This is a genomic window from Bacillus sp. MAG717A, assembly GCF_036884855.1.
Classification (GTDB): Bacteria; Bacillota; Bacilli; order Bacillales; family Bacillaceae; genus Bacillus; species Bacillus safensis.
The window spans coordinates 1,131,553-1,150,073 of the sequence record NZ_CP145733.1 but is presented as its reverse complement, the minus strand read 5'-3'; the positions used below and the strand labels follow the sequence as shown (position 1 = coordinate 1,150,073).

The following is an 18,521-nucleotide window of genomic DNA, read 5'->3' as shown; positions in this document are numbered from 1 at the left end:
CACCTCTATTAACTATTTAACAGGACCTCCGTAGAATGAATGAGCCTTTGGAGTTCTTTTATAGGGATGCCAGTGATAATAATAACCTTTCTTCGGCTTACCTTTGTATCTATCTACTTCTTTAAATGGTTTACCTTTTGTATTAGCTCCAGCTGCAACAACTTCTGCTTGACTAGAAGAAATAGACCAAATATCCTTTTTTGACTTCATTCTAGCGATTGCTTGCGATTTACTTAGTCCTTTTCCAACATATACTCCGCCTCGGATAACAGCTTCATAATGATTATATTTTTTTTTGCTTTTAGACCTGTGCTTGTTGGCTTCTGTAGCAATTACATAACCAGCTCCTGCAACAACAATCACTGCACCAGTATGAAATAAAGCAGTCATAACTGCAGGTGTTATTGCTATTCCCACCGGTATTAAAAAGGCGAATGAAGCTGTACCTTCCTCTGAATTATAGGTGAAAATTTCCTCTGTTTCAACATCTTCAAAAGTCGCTTCAAACTCATCGTCTTTAAATTGGTTAATTTTTATTTCATATTCCTTTGATATTTCTTCACCAACTTCATTGAATTCTCTTGTAGTTAAATTAAAACTATCTGCACCAGGTTCTACATTGAGAGTAGCTTCAACCTTATTTCCTTCCGCGTCATTCATTGAAGTATCTAAAACCAATTCATCATTTGATATTTCAAAATTATCAACAGAAATATTTTCTTCAGATAAACTATCTTCTAACATCTCTGAAACAACTTCTTCATCAACAATCATATTATTATCAATTTCTTCTGCCTTGGTATGATTGTTTGGAAATAGACTAGCAACTAAGAAAAACACCAGTAATATTATAATTTTACTTTTAACTTTTAACCACATATAACAATTCCTCCGTTATTTTTTAAAATTGAAATCCTGAATAATCTTACTTTTATTATCCAGCATTTCCGTAGATGAACTCTCCAGATAGGTATAAACCTGTGAAAAGCTCTTTTCATCTTTATTAATTTTCTCTTTATAAAGATAATCGGCAATTACGCCCGTTATGTAAGCTGTCGAATAAGAAGATCCTGTATAAACAGAATTTCCTCCTTTATTATTTAACGATAAAACATTAACACCGGGGGCAAAAAAATCAACTTTTCCTATAGCAGAGAATTGTGGTACTTTATTCTTTGAATCAATTGCCCCGACAGAAATAACATTATCGTAGCGAGCTGGAAATTGACTATTTAAACCATAAGTATTACCACTAGCAGCAACAATAATAATTCCTTTTTTTACGGCATCGTCCACTAACTCCCTTAATTCGGGGAAATCCTTTTGAAAACCTAAACTTAAATTAATAATATCTACATTTTGAGATATAGCCCACTTAAAACCATCTATAAAACCCTGTCTTTCAATCTTTCCATCATTTTTGATCACTTTAACAGAATATAGTTCGACATTTTGTGTAACGCCAGTAACTTCACTGTTAGTGTTGTTTGCTGTAATTATTCCTGCGATTGATGTACCATGACTTAATTTATTTTCAGACTCAATGGATGAATCTATCGGATTAAATTCTTTTACAATCTTACCTTTTAAATCTTTATGATTCTTATTTATTCCACTATCTAAAACCGCGACTTTAATTTTTTCATTTAATTCTCTCGTACTAATAGTTTCATTTTTTAAATTATCTTTTAGCAAAAAACTAAACACTCCAAAGAATAAAATCACCATTATAAAAACAAATAAAATCAACCATTTCTTTAACTTTAGAATTTTATCAATCATATCTTCTCACTCTTTCAATAATCATTTCCTCCTAGCCTTTTTTAATAATCGATCGTACCCCCAATAAGTCTTGGTATGTTTCTGAATTTTCATGAAAGATATCACTAATGTATCTCTAAATAAGATTTTTTCGACAACATCAGATAACTCTTTTTGTAAATCGAGTATTTGATAACATAACTTTTTTCTCTTTTGTCAACTAACTTATAGTAGTCTAATAATATTTTGAGATTTGAATTGTTGGATAAACAATATTATTGAGTTCACATTAGTATCTATACATTCGAAGGTTTCAGAAGCTAAGACATTTTATTAGACAAGATCATTTTCCATGGTAAATTTTCTCTTTGATGTGGTTACTAATTCTAGCATAATAATAATGATAAAAAGTTTAAAATTACCTTAAAAATGAGTATAAAGAACCTTTTTTTGAATACATTATAAAAATGAAATTATTTATATCTCGAAGAGTTTTATTAAGGAATAACTTAAATAGAAAAAGAGTGGGTGAATGAAAATGATGGTTTACTTTTATAATGAGTGGCTAGATTTATAATATAGTTCAATAGAAATAAAGAGTGAGGAGAACCTTTTTTTATTTTGAGTTTACATGTCATATTTAACACAAATAAGCAGAAAAAAATCTTAAGTACAAAAAAGAATAATCAGGATTGAATATCTCATAGTGACAAGCTAAAGAAATGGAACACTGATTATAGAAAGAAATGTTGTCAAGGGTAAGAATAACTTGACTATATTCTGGTTTTTGATGATAGAGGAGGTTCACGATACCAAACCAGGTGATAAATCATAACAAAAAAACCCCCGGGATCGGGGGTTTTTCTTTAGTTCTTGATGAATTTCTCAACTAATGAGCTTGTTTTGTAGTCGTTCAAATCAAGTTTCCATTGGTCGATATCATTTTTCTTCATGTTCACTTCTACTGTTTCTTCAGAAGATGATGGTCCTAATTTTTTAAATTCATCTGGATAGATAGAAAGTAGATATTTCTGTGCATCATCATAAGATGCTGAACGGTTTTTGCTGTAGAACTCAGTCGCTTTCTCTTTCAAACGATCGACAAGCGGGCTTGCATCAATCGGTGTAAGCGTCACAGTGACGACAGCTTTATCACCACTGATCGCTTTTGTTTTTGTTGATACTTTTGATTTTTCAGCTAATGTTTCTTTTACTGCTTTTAAAAGCTTATCAAGGTTTTCGTCCTTCGCTGAGCTAGAAGAAATACCTGATGAAGTGATGTAGCCTTGTTTGAATGATTTATCAAACTCGTTCACAACAGTTGATTTGTTATCACCTGTTAGTTTTTCGAAATCGTCGTTTTTCTTACCAAAAATCATAACATCAATATAAGAAGAAAGAGCTTTTGCAGATGCTTGTAGTGTATCTGCTTTTTTCATTAAGTCTTTTCCTTTAATATCGAATTCTAATGTTTTGTCATCTTTTTTCGATCCACTGCCTGGCTCTGTGTAAACAAGCTGATAGTCTTTGTCTTTGTCAACAACAAAGAATAGACCGCCTTTTGTTACTTTGTCTGCATTTAAAGAGCTTGAAGATAATACTTCGTTGTAGTCATCTGGAGAGATCGTAGATACCTGTGCGTCATCTTGGTAAAGTGTGAAGTTGCTTTTATCAACATTGAGAGGCTCTTTGCTGATATTTTTTACAGATACATTCACTTTTAGTACATACTGATCATCCTGTACAGATGTATCGTATTGAGGTGGTAATGTGTACTCAGCACTTTCTACCTTTACTTCTGCTGCATCAAGAGATTTTTTGGTATCGTTTTCTTTCGCAGCTGTTTTGTCTTTACCACCACTACAAGCGGCAGCGACAACAGTTACACACAAGATCAGAAGAAACAGGGATAATTTCTTTTTAAACATGTCGTGTTTTCCTCCTCGGGTTTATGGTGAATTTCATTGAAAAGCTGTAGTTCATATCGTTCTTTTTGCACAAAAAGAAAAATACTGTATGTTTTTTACTGTAGAATGAAGCGAAAGTACTGTCAATACCTCAGTGCGTTTCCGAGGTTGATTGGCTTCAAGTAGTAAAAATGACACTAAGTTGAGAGGAGAAACTTGTAATTTATTATTTGATATCTCCTGTAGAAACTCAACATTTTATATTTTAAGGTTTTGAGTCGGATTATTGAATAGGTTCAAATGACTGTTTTTGAAGATGATGTCGCAATTAGAAGGATTTTTATGACTTGTAAATGAGTATATAGTAATGAATATTTTTTCCTGCTATGTGGATGGTCACTTGGTTTGTGTGTTGTTGACAGCAAGACACATGTCCAGCAAATTTAGACAGGCTGTCGACACTGAACGTGCTTTTTCATGTCAAAATGGCAGTCATCTACACAGAAACACCACATAAAATAAAAGAGAAATGAACTGGAGGTGGATGTATGGCAGTGGTAAGAGCGACAAGCTCTGATATTGATTTAATGGCCAGACTGCTGAGAGCGGAGGCAGAAGGTGAAGGGAAGCAAGGGATGCTGCTTGTAGGAAATGTGGGCATCAATCGGCTGCGTGCCAACTGCTCGGACTTTAAAGGGCTGCGTACGATTCCACAAATGATTTATCAGGAGCATGCATTCGAAGCGGTCACGCATGGGTACTTTTATCAACGAGCACGAGAAACTGAAAAAACACTTGCGCGGAGAAATATTAACGGAGAACGTTTTTGGCCGGCAAAATTCAGCCTTTGGTATTTTAAACCGCCTGGCAATTGTCCGGCGACATGGTACAATCAGCCGTTTGTGGCAAGATATAAGTCGCATTGCTTTTATCAGCCAACCGCCGAAACGTGTGAAAATGTCTATAACACCTTTTAGCTTGATGAAACGCACAATCCTCTTAGAGTACGAATGCAGAGGGTTGTGTTTTTGTTTTTTCCAAAATGGGTAACCATTGTGTATCAACAAGATGAAGCACGTGAATGGAGGAAATGAAGATGTATCAAGATTTAAAAGGGAAAACAGCCATTGTCACAGGCTCTTCAAAAGGAATTGGACAAGCGATCGCATTGCGGTTTGGACAAGAGGAAATGAATGTGGTTGTGAACTATAAAGGCGATGAAGATGGAGCTGAAGAGACCGTACAAGCCATTCAGAAGCACGGAGGTGGGGCGGTGAAAGTACACGCAGATGTCTCCAAAGAGGAAGGCATCCAAGCCATCATGGATACAGCATTGGAGCATTTCGGTACAGTAGATGTATTCGTCAATAATTCAGGCTTCAACGGTGAAGAAGCGCTGCCGCATGAGATGACGCTGGAGCAATGGCAAAACGTCATTGATGTGAATATGACAGGCGCATTTTTAGGCGCAAAGGCTGCGCTCACCTATATGATGGAGCATGACATCAAAGGGTCTATTTTAAATATTTCCAGTGTCCACCAGGAGATTCCGCGCCCGTTCAACGTTCATTATTCCACTTCAAAGGGCGGAATAAATATGATGACGAAGACGCTGGCTCTTGATTATGCCGAAGCAGGTATTCGAATCAACGCGATTGCGCCAGGTACCATGGCAACCGAATCAAATGACGATTTGCAGGATGAACAGAAAAAACAAAAGCAGCTTGATAAAATTCCGATGAGAACCTTTGGTGAACCGAAGGAGATTGGGTCCGCTGCTGCATTCCTCGTTTCTAAGGAAGCGGCATATATCACAGGCACCACCTTATTTGTGGATGGTGGAATGACACTTTATCCTTCTCAAATCAATGATTAATCCGAAAAACATCCGCCTGTTCAGCCGGCGGATGTTTTTTGTTCGTAGCGTTGTGTAGCTTTGGCTCGTTTGCCAAGCAGCATCGGGTACTTGCTCAGGAAGGAGATACATGGCACCATGAGCAGCAATGTGCCGATTGTATAAAAAAGTGTCCAAGAGAGCTGCGCTGTATCAGCAATATTGATACCAAGTCCATAAAAAACAAATGCTTTCATGATATCGATGCCTGCAAACTGCAAGACAAGAATGACAATAGAATTTCGTCCTAGATACGTCAAAATAGAGGATGTTTTCAATTTAAAGCTTAAATAAATCACGGCAGCTGAACCGAGCAGAGCACATGCATAGAAAATAAAGAGATCACCGTAGTCGTTGACGCGCATATCAATCCGTGAATTAAAGCTCTGCATGTAAGCCGTCAGCACAAGCAGACCTGTACATAAAAGAAGGGTTGGGTCTGTTTTTAATTCTACAAACCACTGCTTTGCTAAAAATCCAATCGAATAAAACACAACAGCCGTCAAGGCGACATTGGCATTCCAAGGAAGACTTTGATCTAAAAGCAAGGTAGAGGCATATCCAGCACCTCCGCAAAGAACAGTCAGCAAGATTAAGGCAGCGGGTCTTCCTTTTGAAAGACGATGCATAAAGAAAAATAAAATTTCCACTAAAAAGAGTGTCGTTAAAAACCAAATCGCTGGGTTATGTGTAAGTCTTGCTTCATCTGCATTGGATATGAAAATACCTGTAAACGGAACGAAAGGGTCGATATCCGTTTGTCCCTTGAATGCGAAAAAACGAGTAACGGAGAACCAAAATACATACGTAATGATGGAGAAATAGAGATAGGGCAGGAGTAAGCTTTTGGCTTTTTTCTGAATAAATGACAGAGCAGGGGATGAGGATGATCGAAACATCATGCCTGATAGTAAAAAGAAAAGCGGCATATGAAAAGAGTAAATGAATTGCTTGAGCGAATCTGGAATGGGCACATGCGCCATAACCACGAGCAGAATGCCGATTCCTTTAGCTGCATCTACCCAATCGAGTCTCTTTTTCATGTCTGTCATCTCCTTTTTCTCAGCTTCGTAAACCGTTCATTGAATATGTACCTCTACTATATAAAAGGTACACCTCTTATGCGTTTACAGTTCGCTAACGATTAGAAGACACATTTGCGATCAGATGACAGACGGAAGGATTTTGACATCTTGATGTTACATTTCCCATTTTTTATGACAATGTAAAAAAAGAAGCCTGAAAAGCTGGCTTCAAAATAATTCTGCTATTCGCTTGTAGGAGCGTTGTTTTTCAATCGGATCAAAGGAATTGTTCAGAATCATGATGTCATCTGTTTGATAGCGGTCCATCAAGGTCTGTAATTGCTCTTTCACCGTTTTCTTCGAGCCGACAATCATCCGCTGGCGGTTTTGCAGCACTTTTTTCTTTTCCTGCGTGGTGTAGTGATAGGCACTTGCTTCTTCTATAGAAGGAACGCGGCTGTCCAGTCCTTTTTCAACACGCAGCAGCCATAAATCTGTACTGCTGGCGATCCGGTCTGCTTCTTCATCTGTTTCACCGCAGATGACAAAGACGGCAAACATAGATTGTGGCTGCCTAGAAAAGACAGATGGAGAAAAGTGTGATCGATACGTCTCAAATGCTTGTTTGCCGCGTGCAGGATGAATAAAGTGGCCAAAAATATAGTTGATTCCAAGCTCCGCCGCCTGTATGGCACTATTTTCTCCTAGTCCAAGCAGCCAAACCGGCGGATGAGCATCAACAAGCGGAGCAGCTTTCACACCTGCATGCGGATGACCAGAAGGCAGGCTGTCTGATAAGTAAAAAAGAAGGTCCTTCAGCTGGCGGTCAAACTGTGATAGGTCTTTTTTTGCACCGTCCGTCAAAGCGAGTCTCGTCCTTTCAATCCCGCCTGGAGATTTGCCGACACCAATCTCAATCCGTCCAGGATAAAGGGCTTCAAGCTGCCGCGTGACTTCTGCTACTTTAAAAGGACTGTACTGAGGAAGTAAAATGCCGCCAGATCCGGTACACAAGGTCGATGTATGAGCCGCAATATGAGCCATTAATATTTCAGGCGCTGTACTAGCGAGCCCCCTTGTGCTGTGGTGTTCAGCGAACCAATAGCGCTCATACCCAAGCGTTTCAGCCAGCTGAGCCAGCTGCGTTGTATGAATCAATGTCTCCTGCGCAGACTGACCTTTAGGAATGGCGACTTGATCTAATATATGAAGTGATGGCATCATCAACATCCTTTCAACAACATGCTGAATATAAGTATAAAGAAATCAATGGATGGAAGGAAACGAAAGGGTTTATCCTTTGAACACATGCTTTTATCTTTTCTATATCAACATATGAAACCACATCTTACGCTCCTTATCAGTAAGAGCTGCTCACCGGGAACTTTCGACAATGTTTCACATGAAACACTTCATTTACGACATGAACTATTTTCAATGTGCATCTTTCTTTAAAAAAATATAAAGTGTTTGAAACCTATCTTGAACATAGATCGTATATACTAGTAAATAGAAAAAAGAGTAAGAGGCTCCAATGTCATTTCATGAATTTTGTCGAATTTTCATGTATGATGATTTTAATAGGGTCCATCGCTTAATAAATAGATTTTTATTATGCTGGAGGAGTGATTGATTTGGCGATTACATTAGAAAAAGGTCAACGTATTGATTTAACAAAAGGGAAAGCAGGGCTAACGAATATTCTTGTTGGACTTGGCTGGGACCCTGTCTCACAAGGCGGCGGGTTTTTAGGAAAGCTGTTTGGCGGCGGAGGCGGCGCTGATGTTGATTGTGATGCTTCAGTGCTCATGCTGAAAAATGATAAGTTTACGGAAAATAAAGATTTGATTTATTTTGGCAACCTAAAAAGCAAATGCGGCAGTGTTGAGCATACAGGTGACAACCTGACTGGTGAAGGAGACGGAGATGATGAACAAGTCCTCGTCAACTTGAGCAAGGTGCCGGGTAATGTGAATAAATTGGTGTTTGTCGTGAACATTTATGATGCCCTTAGAAGAAACCAACACTTTGGTATGATTCAAAATGCTTACATTCGCATCGTTGATCGTTCAAACAATCAAGAATTAGTGAAATATAATTTAAAAGAAGACTATGCAGGAAAAACATCGTTAATCGTCGGAGAACTTTACCGTCACGAGAATGAGTGGAAGTTTGCGGCTCTTGGAAATGGTACAAATGATGCGAAGCTTGCCGATATTACGAGAAACTACATTTAAACAGAAGGGAGAGGTTCCTAGTGGGAATTTCTTTAGCGAAAGGTCAAAAAATTGATTTAACAAAAACGAATCCGGGTTTAACAAAAGTAGTCGTTGGTCTTGGCTGGGACGTCAATAAGTATGACGGCGGACATGACTTTGATCTAGACGCAAGTGTATTCCTTTTAGATGCAGCAGGTAAAGCAAGCTCTCCATCTGACTTTGTCTTTTACAACCAAACAACTGGCGGAGGCGGCAGTGTCGTACATACAGGCGATAACCGCACTGGCGAAGGGGACGGAGATGACGAGCAGGTCAATGTTGACCTTGCAGCTGTACCAGCAAGTATTGAGAAGATTTCATTTGTCATTACAATTCATGATGCAGAAGCGCGCAGTCAAAATTTCGGACAAGTATCTAACGCATATGTACGTATTTTAAATGCGGCTTCGAATGAAGAACTCATTCGCTACGATTTGGCAGAGGATTTCTCAATTGAGACAGCCATTATTGTAGGTGAATTATACCGTCATGGTGGGGAATGGAAATTCTCAGCTGTAGGATCAGGCTATCAAGGCGGTCTTGCACGCATTGCAACGGACTTCGGCTTAGATATCGGATAACGATAGTTTCCTATTTTCAAAGACAGGAGAGATACGAATATGGCGATTCAGCTTTCAAAAGGACAACGTGTCGATTTAACAAAAACCAACCCAGGGCTGACGAAAGTGATGATCGGTCTTGGCTGGGATACGAATAAATATTCTGGCGGAGCCGAATTTGATTTGGACGCTTCGGCTTTCTTGGTGGATGCAGACAATCGTTGTCAGCAAGATACAGATTTTGTGTTCTATAATAACCTTCAGCATCCGAGCGGCAGTGTCACTCATACAGGTGATAACCGGACGGGTGAAGGAGATGGAGATGACGAGCAAATTCTCGTTGATTTCTCGAAAATTCCTGCTAACATTGATCGTATCGGAATTACAGTTACGATCCATGATGCAGAGACGCGCAGCCAAAATTTTGGACAAGTCTCTAATGCATTTGTTCGTGTTGTAAATGAAGAGGGCGGGGAAGAATTGATTCGCTTCGATTTAGGCGAAGACTTCTCAATTGAAACAGCTGTTGTGGTATGTGAATTGTACCGACACGGAAGTGATTGGAAGTTTAACGCGATCGGAAGCGGATTCTCTGGCGGACTTGCAGCTCTTTGTCAAAATTATGGGTTAGAAGTGTAAATAAGAGAAACAAATCAATTCAAGAGGTGCTGTCAAAAACTCAAATGAGGGTCTTTTCCAAAGTGAGAAAGAAACAGCGATCAAGAATAGCAGCAGGCGAAAGCCTGCTGATGCTTCTACACTTATAGGAGGAAAACCAGTTGGACATTTTGAAACATATGTTGGATACATATGCCTCGTTTTTTGATTGGCATATGTGGGCAGAGGTGTTAACAGACCCTGTCTCTTGGGGGCTTATTGGGACGCTTGTCGTGCTTGAAGGATTGTTATCAGCAGATAACGCACTTGTATTAGCTGTGATGGTGAAACATTTACCGGAAAAGCAGCGTAAAAAGGCATTAACCTACGGATTAATTGGCGCTTATTTCTTCCGTTTTCTATTCATTGGCGTAGGGATGCTGCTGATTAAATTCTGGTGGATTAAGGTTCTTGGAGCTGCTTACTTAGCATGGCTTGTCATTAAGCACTTCTGGTTAGGTGACGGCGATGATGAAGCGAAGGAACTGAAAAAAGAAGGCTGGATGGTTCGTGTCTTTGGTGTGTTCTGGGCAACCGTTATTTCTGTTGAAATTATGGACCTTGCCTTCTCGGTTGATAGTATTCTTGCGGCATTCGCTGTATCTGAGGAAGTATGGATTCTTCTATTAGGCGGAATGCTTGGAATTCTCATGATGCGTACAGTGGCACAGTTATTCCTTGTTCTCATTGACCGTATCCCAGAGCTCGAGAATACAGCGTTTATTCTTATCGGGATCATTGCGATCAAAATGGGCTTGAGTGCTGCTCACATTGAAATCCCGCATCTTGTATTCTTTGCGATTATTATCCTAGCATTTATCGGAACGTTTATTATTCATAAAATCAATAAGAAGAAACATCAAGGTGTAACAAACGAAGCTGCGGCTTCAAAAGAAGAATAGGACGATCAAAAAGGAATGGAGTTGATTAGCGGCTCCATCCTTTTTTGAATCATCAAGTCATTTGTTCGATTTTCTCTCAACAACAGGAGGTGGCACAGCATGCGGTATTTTCAGTTTTTATCAGAGGCGAGGCAGCACGATATTTTTTTCAAACGGCCGGGGACGATGCATTTGATGACGCCAAGGCACGTACTTGCGCATGCATTAGGTGCTACTTTGTATATGCCTGCAACAAGACAGGATATAGCAGACATGCTGCTGTCGCAGAAATATGAAGCGCTTTGCTCTGTTGTATTTTGTTTAGAGGATGCCATCGGTGATCAAGAAGTGGAAATGGCTGAGCAGAATCTAGTGGTACAACTCGCCAAACTGTCGGACAAATTGACGCATACGCCTGAAACGGCTGAACAATTGCCGCTTTTATTTATTCGGGTTCGTTCGCCGAAGCAGCTGCTCGAAATGGCAGATTTGCTTGGTTCATCTCTTCATTTATTGACGGGTTTTGTATTTCCAAAGTGTTCTATTCATAATGCGAAGGATTATTTGGACAGCTTGAAACAGGTTTCAGCACAAACGAAGACAAAGCTGTACGGTATGCCCATTTTGGAAACACCTGATTTATTAGAAAAAGAAACAAGATATACGGTGCTGTCTGAGTTAAAGCAGATCATGCTGAATGATGAAGAATATATTTTGAATATTCGTATTGGGGCAACGGATCTTTGCGGCTTATATGGCATTCGCCGTGATCGTGACACCACCATCTATGAAATCAGATTGATTGCTGATTTGATCACAGATATGATCAATTATTTTGGCCGTTCCTTTGTTGTTTCAGGTGCAGTATGGGAGCATTTTGGCCCTGCACGAAAGGAACAAAAGCCATTCATACGTGCGCTTTCTAAGGGCGGTGAGCTGTCCTTATCTGAATTCGATGACGTACAAGGCTTACTCAAGGAGACAAGACTCGATGTAGCCAACGGCATACATGGGAAGACAGTGATCCATCCAACACATCTCAAGCCAGTGCAAAGCATGTACGTTGTGACAAAGGAAGAATACTTGGATGCATTAAGTATTTTGGAACATGCCGACGGCACAGTTGGCGTAATGAAGAGTTCCTTTTCTAATAAGATGAATGAAACGAAGCCCCATTACCGGTGGGCAGAGCACATATTAATTAAGTCAGACATTTACGGGGTGTTTCATGAAAATAGAAGCTATATCGACATACTCACAGAATCAGAAGCTGCATACGCTGAACATCTTGGAACATATGGAGGTTGAGCTTGATCTCAAAGAAGGTGCGCTCCAGCTCGAGAAAGAGCATCTTTTTGAGATGGCAGCAAGGGTGAACAAAAAAAGAGCCTTTTTATTCGTTAGTAAGGTGCTTGGAAAGCATATTCCTGTTCATCCAGTGAAACCGCTCCTTGTCTCGGGTCTTTTAGCGATGGCATATGCCAAAGAGCAAACGGGACAGACGCCTCCGTACCAAGATATTCTTGTAGAGGCACTCAAGGCGGATGATCACGCGGCGTTAACGGCAGCCTATGAAACACTCAAAAAAGAAAAGCTATCAGCTGGCAATGAGCCTGTCGTCATCGGCTTTGCGGAAACGGCAACAGCCCTTGGACATGGTGTGTATGATGTGCTAGAAGGCGCATCTTACATTCATACGACACGTGAACAGCTGCTGGGTCTTGACCCGTCATTGGTATTTGAAGAAGAACATTCGCATGCAACAGATCAGCTTTGTTATGCAGATGAAGCATTACTTCGCACAGACCGCCCCATCGTGTTAGTAGATGATGAAGTTACGACAGGCCGTACAAATATCAACATCATTCGTGACCTTCATGCAAAGTACCCGCGGCATTCTTATATCATTCTTTCCATTTTGGACTGGCGGACGGAGGAGCATGAGAAAGCCATGTGCCAGCTTGAAGAGGAGCTCGGAATTCATATCACATCATTGTCTTTATTAAAAGGACAGATGGTCTTTAGAGGAAAAACGCTTGATGAACCAGCTTATTCGTATGAGATTGCGGAGCAAGAGAAGCGGCCAAGTCTCTCTTTTCATTCTCTTCAATCTTTCTTTAAGCAAGTGCCGTATTCACTTTCTCATGCAGCAAATTCGGCTGGTCATTCGCCATATATACATGAAACGGGCCGTTTTGGTTTAAACGCAGCAGATACGGAAGCACTCGACCAAGCAGCTGCTGAAGCGGGATTGAAGCTGCGGCAGGAACGCAAAGGAAAACAAACACTCTGCTTAGGGACAGGTGAGCTGATGTATGTACCGATGAGACTGTCTGCACATATGGGGGAAGGCGTTCGCTTTCATTCAACAACGAGAAGCCCTATTCACCCAGTCGAAAAGAATGGATACGCTGTTCAAAATGGGTTTACCTTTATAAATCCAGAGGATGCCCGAATTCAGCACTACGTGTACAACATTCCAAAGGGTGAATATGATGATGTATTTCTCTTTTTTGAGAAAAAGGTCTCTCAGGAGGCATTGCTTCCGCTTATTCATTTATTTGCCGAGCGGCATGTGAAGCATGTGCATATTGTGACTTTATCAGACGAGGTGAAGGTGAATGGCTAACGTGTATACAAAGATGGGAAGCTATCCAGAGCAGGATGTAACCTTCTTACTCAAAGATTTATCCTCTATTGAGATGGAGAAAAGTACAGAAGAGCGGGAGCGTTCAATTCAGAGTGGTGCGCATTATTCAGAAATGCTGCCAATTGAATATAAACCAACGGCATCTTATATGACTTTATTCTATCAATCTCTTGAAGAAAGTAAGGAAAAGGTAGCCGAAGCAGTAGCTGTTGTAGCAGAACAGATTGTGAAAAAGCGAGGCTTTAAAACCGTGCTTTGCAGCTTGGCGCGTGCAGGAACACCGATCGGGGTGCTAATCAAACGATATATTCGAAAGACATATGGTGTCGATCTGCCTCATTACAGTATCTCTATTATTCGTGATCGCGGAATAGACGAGAATGCACTGCATTATATGCTGAAAGAACATCCAGGCTTTGAAATTGCTTTTATCGATGGATGGACTGGAAAAGGTGCCATTTCGAAAGAGCTCGAAAAAGCTGTGATTGATTTTGAAAAAAAATATGGTGTGCGTCTTTCGAGTGAGCTGGCTGTGCTGGCTGACCCTGGCTATTGTACACATGTATATGGAACGAGAGAGGACTTTCTCATTCCAAGTGCCTGCCTGAATTCGACGGTATCAGGGCTTGTCAGTCGTACGGTACTAAACAACCGCTGGATCAATGCCGATGATTTCCATGGGGCAAAGTATTATAAAGAGCTGCTTGATGAGGATGTGTCCAATCTGTATGTGGATACGATTGAAGATGCATTTTCCAGCCTCGGACCAAATGTACAAGAGAAAGCAGAAACCATACTTACGCAGGGAACGCCGGCAGATTGGCGCGGAATGGCATCCATTGAAGCAATCGGTCAGGAGTTTCAAATTAAAAATACCCATTTGATTAAGCCGGGTGTTGGTGAGACGACCCGCGTGCTGCTTAGAAGAATCCCGTGGAAAATCTTGATTCAGCCTGGATCTCAGGAGAAGCTGAAGCATATTTTGCTTTTGGCAGAGGACAGAGGTGTTCCTGTCATTGAATATGCCAATATGTCCTACACGTGCTGTGGGTTAATTCGCCCGCTGGAGCAAACGTCATGAAGACATATGCATTTGCTAGTGATTTAGACCGGACGCTGATCTTCTCACATCGAGTGCTTGACCAGTATGCGTATGAAGGAGAGTATGATCTAGTTGAGGTGCTGGACGAACGGCCGCTTTCCTATATGTCTGTTGAAACGAAAAAATCCTTGCAGACGATTCATCAATCAGGCTGGTTCATTCCAGTGACGACAAGAACAACTGCACAGTATGAACGGATCACCTTCTTTCAACAAGAGCTTCAACCGGAGTATGCTGTCACAACAAACGGGGGCTGTATTCTTCACCATGGCAAGCCGCTTGAGGATTGGCAGGCCATTGTTGATGAGAGACTTAGGGAGTGTATGTCGGTCAGAGAGATGCTGAGGGCGATCTACGAACTTCCGGTTGCGGCTTGGGTGAAGCGTACCCGAACAGCAGAGGGAAGATTTCTTTATTTGATTATGAAAGATGAGTATTTATCTCACATACCGCTTGCTGAATTGAAGCTGTGGGGTGAGGAGAGAGGCTGGCAGGTTTCTCTTCAGGGACGGAAGCTTTATTTTATTCCACAGCCGCTTAATAAGTGGGATGCTGTTGCTTTTCTAAAGGACAGGCTGAAGCTTGAATACGTCTATGGTGCGGGTGATTCCCTGCTAGATGCGGGGCTCATTCGTCAATCAGATAAGGGCTTTGCCCCAAGGCATGGAGAAGTTCTCGACTTTGACCCAGAACTTGAGCCGACAGCAGCCTTTGGCATGGCCGCAGCGGATGAAATCACCGCTTCTGTCATCGAGCAGATGACGAAGGCAAAAAAGCCTTCGATTCGATAGCAGAAGTAGAAGGCTGAATGATATGATAGTAGTAGCTTTCTAGAAAATATAGGAGAAAGGAAGGAGCGGCGTGAGTTATAAAGAAATCAATGTCACCCATACACGGGCGGAGCAGGAAGCCTGGAAAAACGTGCTGAAAAAGCCGCTCCCTGAAAGAGACGGTTATGTAAAGGACGAGCATACGTTGTCCTTACCGCGTCTCGCCGCCCGGGTCCTTGGAACTCCGCATGATGCAACCGATTATTTTATTTATTTACATGAATTATACGAAACAGACGGCATGCATATTTTAAGTGAAACGCTCAATCGTCATATTGAGCCAGAGCATTTTCAAGCGTTGCAGCGTATTCATTTGATTAACCAAGAAGAAAAGGGATTGTCCGTGAATCGCTTTGTGGCTTTTTTAGATGGTGAACAGCTGATTGTACGCCATCCAAACCCTGTGATGAACCGGCATATCCGTCTTTCATTGATCAAGGTGTTTGAGCATTTCAAGCAGCTGCATGAGGGTGGATTTCAGCATCCCGATTTCCGCCGGGTCTTGCTGGATGTCGTGAAGTTTTCAAATAACCATCTAGGTCCATGGCTGAAGGAAGTCAATATAGAAGAAAAAATGCCGGCTGTCATTTGGTATGGAGAGGCGAATAAAAGTCAGCTTTATTTTCTTTACTATGTCATGCTGATTGGCTGTGATGTTGTGCTATTTCATCCAGAAGGCGAGGATTCGTTCCGCGAATTAGATCCAGAAGAAAAGCTGACTTTTATTGATCAGTACCCGGGGACTTCAAAGCTTGAGCCGTTCCCTACTGAAAAGCCTGAGAGGAAATCAACGGTGGCGTACCGCTCGACAAGAGAGCTTGAAGAGGTGCTTCACACGGAAGATTCAATGCTGTATAAGCCGTGGCAATTCAGAGATCATACTCCTCATTCTATTACGCTGAAGACAACGTATGATGAGCTGTTTTTAATTGCAAAGGAACGATCCTTTATCCGCCCGAATTTCAAAGCAGACCGGGACACGATACAGATTCCGAATCTTTTTGCGAAAATGATGGGTGTCACACGAGACAAGCGTGAATACTGGGATCGCATTCACACGTTAATGGAGGGGAAAGAGACGAAGACCATTCGCCATTTTCCTTTTACAAAAGAAGTGACTTCGAATTATCAATTTCATTATCAGCATGCACTGTCTACTACTGGAGAGATTGATCCTGAATTATTAATGAAAAGCAATGTGTGGCAGTTTTCTCATCTATATGAGGGCGCGCAGCGTGCGATAGCAGAGGCGATATCTCGAATCTGTCAGCATCCGAAGCTATTAAAAGAAGGCAATGAAACCGAATTAGATGTCTGCATTTATTTATTCAAGCAGGTTCTGCATTTGAGCCAGGATCTCATTGAACTGATTCAAACCTTTGATTATGCACAAACCGTACCGAAAGTGATTTTATACCATACGGAATATAATGGTGAGCTGACTCGTTCTGATGCGGCCGCCCTGATTTTCCTAAATGAAATGGGTGTGGATCTCTTCGTATATCATCCGGCGGGATATCAGTGTATCGAACGGTATATCGATGACCAATTATTTGATACCCATTGGCTTGATGAGATGGTCATGAACCAGGAGTTTAAAGAGCCGTCCATCGTTAGAAAGTTATTTCAATCCATTAAAAACCGATAAGGAGATCAAAGCTTATGACAAATACAAACGGAAATGACATCATTTCAATTGATAAAGAGGAAATCACGATTGAGAAGGCAGACGATATTCGCGTTCAGCTTCGAAACGAACCAGAAGTGCAAAATATTGCGAGACAGATCGATGCGAAAAATCAGCTTGAGCTTCTTGAATACGGAAAACAGCCAGCCGTTGAAATCTCTAAGTTTTCTGATCGTATCCTTTCAATGATGCGTTCAACAAGCGTGACTGACTCAGGAACAATGCTGACGCAGCTTGGTAAGATTATGGATCGCTTTGATAAAAATGATTTTGACGAACCGAAGGGTGGTTTGTTGTCAAAAATCTTTAAACGCGGCGGCAGCATGATTGAAAAGATTTTTAGTAAATATCAAACGCTCGGTGCTGAGATTGAAAAAATTAATGTAGAAATTAGTAAATATAAAGATGAAATGACCAAATCGACTGTGACGCTTGAAGAAATGTATGAGCATAACATTCAATACTACATGGAGCTTGAAAAGTATGTCGTAGCCGGTCAAATGAAAATTGAAGAATTAAAGCAATTGGTTCCTTCATATGAAGAAAAAGCAGCTAGTGGAAACCAGCTGGCACAAATGGAACTTGATACGCTTCGTAATGGGATTCAAGCGCTTGAAGAGCGTGTATATGACCTTGATATGGCAAGAATGGTCGCGCTTCAAACGGCACCGCAAATCCGTTTACTTCAGCGTGGGAATACAAAATTAATCGGTAAAATCAACTCTGCCTTCATTATCACAATTCCAATCTTCAAAAATGGGATCATTCAAGCTGTGACAGCGAAGAGACAAAAGCTTGTCGCTGATTCCATGAGTGAGCTGGATAGAAGAACAAATGAAATGCTGAAACGAAACGCTGAAAACATTTCAAGTCAAAGTGTGGAGATTGCCAAATTATCCGGCCGTCCAAGCATCGACATTGAAACGATCGAATCTTCCTTTAATACAATTGTACAAGGGATGAAAGAGACGAAACAGATCGAAGAAGAGAACAAGCGATTACGTGAAGATGGAACAAAACGTATGCTTGAGCTTCAAGATAATATTAAGCGGGCTGCCCTAGAGTCCTAAAAAAACAAGCTGTCTGTAACTAAAGTTGCAGGCAGTTTTTTTGTGAATTTAAAATAAAATTTGAGAAAAAAGGTTTTTATGTGACCATTTTCGGGTAAATCATGTTCAGGGGAATGGTTCGCCCATGATTCAAAAAAACTGCTATGACGAGGATTTGACTTATTTTTTAGCACAATTAGGAATTTCCAGTAAAATATTGTCTGATGAGAGGAAATACCCCGTAAAATATGTAGTTTATG

At 40.8% G+C, this 18,521-nt stretch carries 17 protein-coding genes; 12 read left to right on the top strand and 5 right to left on the bottom strand.

Features of this window, described 5'->3' with window-relative positions; genetic code table 11:
- Positions 1–12: 12 nt before the first annotated feature.
- The 3 genes from V6Z54_RS05800 to V6Z54_RS05790 all read right to left on the bottom strand — a co-directional run bounded on the left by V6Z54_RS05800 (position 13) and on the right by V6Z54_RS05790 (position 3,689).
- On the bottom strand, positions 13–879 hold the full coding sequence (locus tag V6Z54_RS05800; protein ID WP_073978645.1) for an SAR2788 family putative toxin: 867 nt from the start codon (positions 877–879) through the stop codon (positions 13–15).
- A 15-nt stretch (positions 880–894) separates the two neighbouring features.
- Complete coding sequence (locus V6Z54_RS05795) at positions 895–1,782, bottom strand: S8 family serine peptidase (protein WP_052470340.1); 888 nt, start codon at positions 1,780–1,782, stop codon at positions 895–897.
- Between the two features lie 845 nt (positions 1,783–2,627).
- Positions 2,628–3,689: a DUF4352 domain-containing protein gene (locus V6Z54_RS05790; protein WP_039176247.1), complete on the bottom strand. Its 1,062-nt coding sequence runs from the start codon at positions 3,687–3,689 to the stop codon at positions 2,628–2,630.
- Positions 3,690–4,216: 527 nt separating this feature from the next.
- On the opposite strand from V6Z54_RS05790, the gene V6Z54_RS05785 reads away from it, so the two are divergent.
- Complete coding sequence (locus V6Z54_RS05785) at positions 4,217–4,645, top strand: cell wall hydrolase (RefSeq protein WP_039176249.1); 429 nt, start codon at positions 4,217–4,219, stop codon at positions 4,643–4,645.
- A 119-nt stretch (positions 4,646–4,764) separates the two neighbouring features.
- Complete coding sequence (locus V6Z54_RS05780; protein WP_041088915.1) at positions 4,765–5,544, top strand: glucose 1-dehydrogenase; 780 nt, start codon at positions 4,765–4,767, stop codon at positions 5,542–5,544.
- Positions 5,545–5,564: 20 nt separating this feature from the next.
- On the opposite strand, the gene V6Z54_RS05775 is transcribed toward V6Z54_RS05780, so the two are convergent.
- Positions 5,565–6,605 carry an acyltransferase family protein gene (locus tag V6Z54_RS05775; RefSeq protein ID WP_338527804.1) on the bottom strand — a complete coding sequence of 347 codons (1,041 nt, stop codon included), beginning with the start codon at positions 6,603–6,605 and terminating at the stop codon, positions 5,565–5,567.
- A gap of 210 nt (positions 6,606–6,815) precedes the next feature.
- Positions 6,816–7,808 carry an LLM class flavin-dependent oxidoreductase gene (locus tag V6Z54_RS05770; protein ID WP_338527803.1) on the bottom strand — a complete coding sequence of 331 codons (993 nt, stop codon included), beginning with the start codon at positions 7,806–7,808 and terminating at the stop codon, positions 6,816–6,818.
- A gap of 413 nt (positions 7,809–8,221) precedes the next feature.
- Here V6Z54_RS05770 and V6Z54_RS05765 point away from each other — a divergent pair, with 413 nt between their 5' ends.
- From V6Z54_RS05765 to V6Z54_RS05720, 10 genes are all read left to right on the top strand, one after another.
- Complete coding sequence (locus tag V6Z54_RS05765; RefSeq protein ID WP_041088920.1) at positions 8,222–8,824, top strand: TerD family protein; 603 nt, start codon at positions 8,222–8,224, stop codon at positions 8,822–8,824.
- A 20-nt stretch (positions 8,825–8,844) separates the two neighbouring features.
- A complete protein-coding gene (locus tag V6Z54_RS05760) occupies positions 8,845–9,426 on the top strand; it encodes a TerD family protein (protein ID WP_039176267.1) in 582 nt (193 codons plus the stop codon).
- Between the two features lie 39 nt (positions 9,427–9,465).
- Positions 9,466–10,044, top strand: a complete 579-nt coding sequence (locus V6Z54_RS05755; protein WP_075612323.1) for a TerD family protein — start codon at positions 9,466–9,468, stop codon at positions 10,042–10,044.
- A gap of 140 nt (positions 10,045–10,184) precedes the next feature.
- Positions 10,185–10,964, top strand: coding sequence for a TerC family protein (locus tag V6Z54_RS05750; RefSeq protein WP_305960766.1), 780 nt, complete (start codon positions 10,185–10,187; stop codon positions 10,962–10,964).
- Between the two features lie 99 nt (positions 10,965–11,063).
- Positions 11,064–12,251: an HpcH/HpaI aldolase/citrate lyase family protein gene (locus V6Z54_RS05745; RefSeq protein WP_075612324.1), complete on the top strand. Its 1,188-nt coding sequence runs from the start codon at positions 11,064–11,066 to the stop codon at positions 12,249–12,251.
- The gene (locus V6Z54_RS05740; RefSeq protein WP_305960806.1) at positions 12,241–13,572 is read left to right on the top strand and encodes a phosphoribosyltransferase family protein; all 1,332 of its coding nucleotides are present in this window, start codon (positions 12,241–12,243) and stop codon (positions 13,570–13,572) included. Before V6Z54_RS05745 ends, V6Z54_RS05740 begins: the two co-directional genes overlap by 11 nt.
- Positions 13,565–14,674, top strand: coding sequence for a cysteine protease StiP family protein (locus V6Z54_RS05735; protein WP_075612326.1), 1,110 nt, complete (start codon positions 13,565–13,567; stop codon positions 14,672–14,674). The genes V6Z54_RS05740 and V6Z54_RS05735 overlap by 8 nt, the downstream gene beginning before the upstream one ends.
- Positions 14,671–15,486 (top strand): HAD family hydrolase, encoded by an 816-nt coding sequence (locus tag V6Z54_RS05730; RefSeq protein WP_338527802.1) that lies wholly within the window; start codon positions 14,671–14,673, stop codon positions 15,484–15,486. Before V6Z54_RS05735 ends, V6Z54_RS05730 begins: the two co-directional genes overlap by 4 nt.
- A gap of 70 nt (positions 15,487–15,556) precedes the next feature.
- A complete protein-coding gene (locus V6Z54_RS05725; RefSeq protein WP_338527801.1) occupies positions 15,557–17,173 on the top strand; it encodes a YceG family protein in 1,617 nt (538 codons plus the stop codon).
- A gap of 14 nt (positions 17,174–17,187) precedes the next feature.
- Positions 17,188–18,282 carry a toxic anion resistance protein gene (locus tag V6Z54_RS05720; protein WP_034283225.1) on the top strand — a complete coding sequence of 365 codons (1,095 nt, stop codon included), beginning with the start codon at positions 17,188–17,190 and terminating at the stop codon, positions 18,280–18,282.
- Positions 18,283–18,521 lie beyond the last annotated feature (239 nt).

Excerpts from the sequence above, each read along its gene's own strand:
- V6Z54_RS05800 (WP_073978645.1), bottom strand. The coding sequence starts at position 879 with ATGTGGTTAAAAGTTAAAAGTAAAATTATAATATTACTGGTGTTTTTC.
- V6Z54_RS05795 (WP_052470340.1), bottom strand. The coding sequence starts at position 1,782 with ATGATTGATAAAATTCTAAAGTTAAAGAAATGGTTGATTTTATTTGTT.
- V6Z54_RS05790 (WP_039176247.1), bottom strand. The coding sequence starts at position 3,689 with ATGTTTAAAAAGAAATTATCCCTGTTTCTTCTGATCTTGTGTGTAACT.
- V6Z54_RS05785 (WP_039176249.1), top strand. The coding sequence starts at position 4,217 with ATGGCAGTGGTAAGAGCGACAAGCTCTGATATTGATTTAATGGCCAGA.
- V6Z54_RS05780 (WP_041088915.1), top strand. The coding sequence starts at position 4,765 with ATGTATCAAGATTTAAAAGGGAAAACAGCCATTGTCACAGGCTCTTCA.
- V6Z54_RS05775 (WP_338527804.1), bottom strand. The coding sequence starts at position 6,605 with ATGAAAAAGAGACTCGATTGGGTAGATGCAGCTAAAGGAATCGGCATT.
- V6Z54_RS05770 (WP_338527803.1), bottom strand. The coding sequence starts at position 7,808 with ATGCCATCACTTCATATATTAGATCAAGTCGCCATTCCTAAAGGTCAG.
- V6Z54_RS05755 (WP_075612323.1), top strand. The coding sequence starts at position 9,466 with ATGGCGATTCAGCTTTCAAAAGGACAACGTGTCGATTTAACAAAAACC.
- V6Z54_RS05745 (WP_075612324.1), top strand. The coding sequence starts at position 11,064 with ATGCGGTATTTTCAGTTTTTATCAGAGGCGAGGCAGCACGATATTTTT.
- V6Z54_RS05740 (WP_305960806.1), top strand. The coding sequence starts at position 12,241 with ATGGAGGTTGAGCTTGATCTCAAAGAAGGTGCGCTCCAGCTCGAGAAA.
- V6Z54_RS05735 (WP_075612326.1), top strand. The coding sequence starts at position 13,565 with ATGGCTAACGTGTATACAAAGATGGGAAGCTATCCAGAGCAGGATGTA.
- V6Z54_RS05730 (WP_338527802.1), top strand. The coding sequence starts at position 14,671 with ATGAAGACATATGCATTTGCTAGTGATTTAGACCGGACGCTGATCTTC.
- V6Z54_RS05720 (WP_034283225.1), top strand. The coding sequence starts at position 17,188 with ATGACAAATACAAACGGAAATGACATCATTTCAATTGATAAAGAGGAA.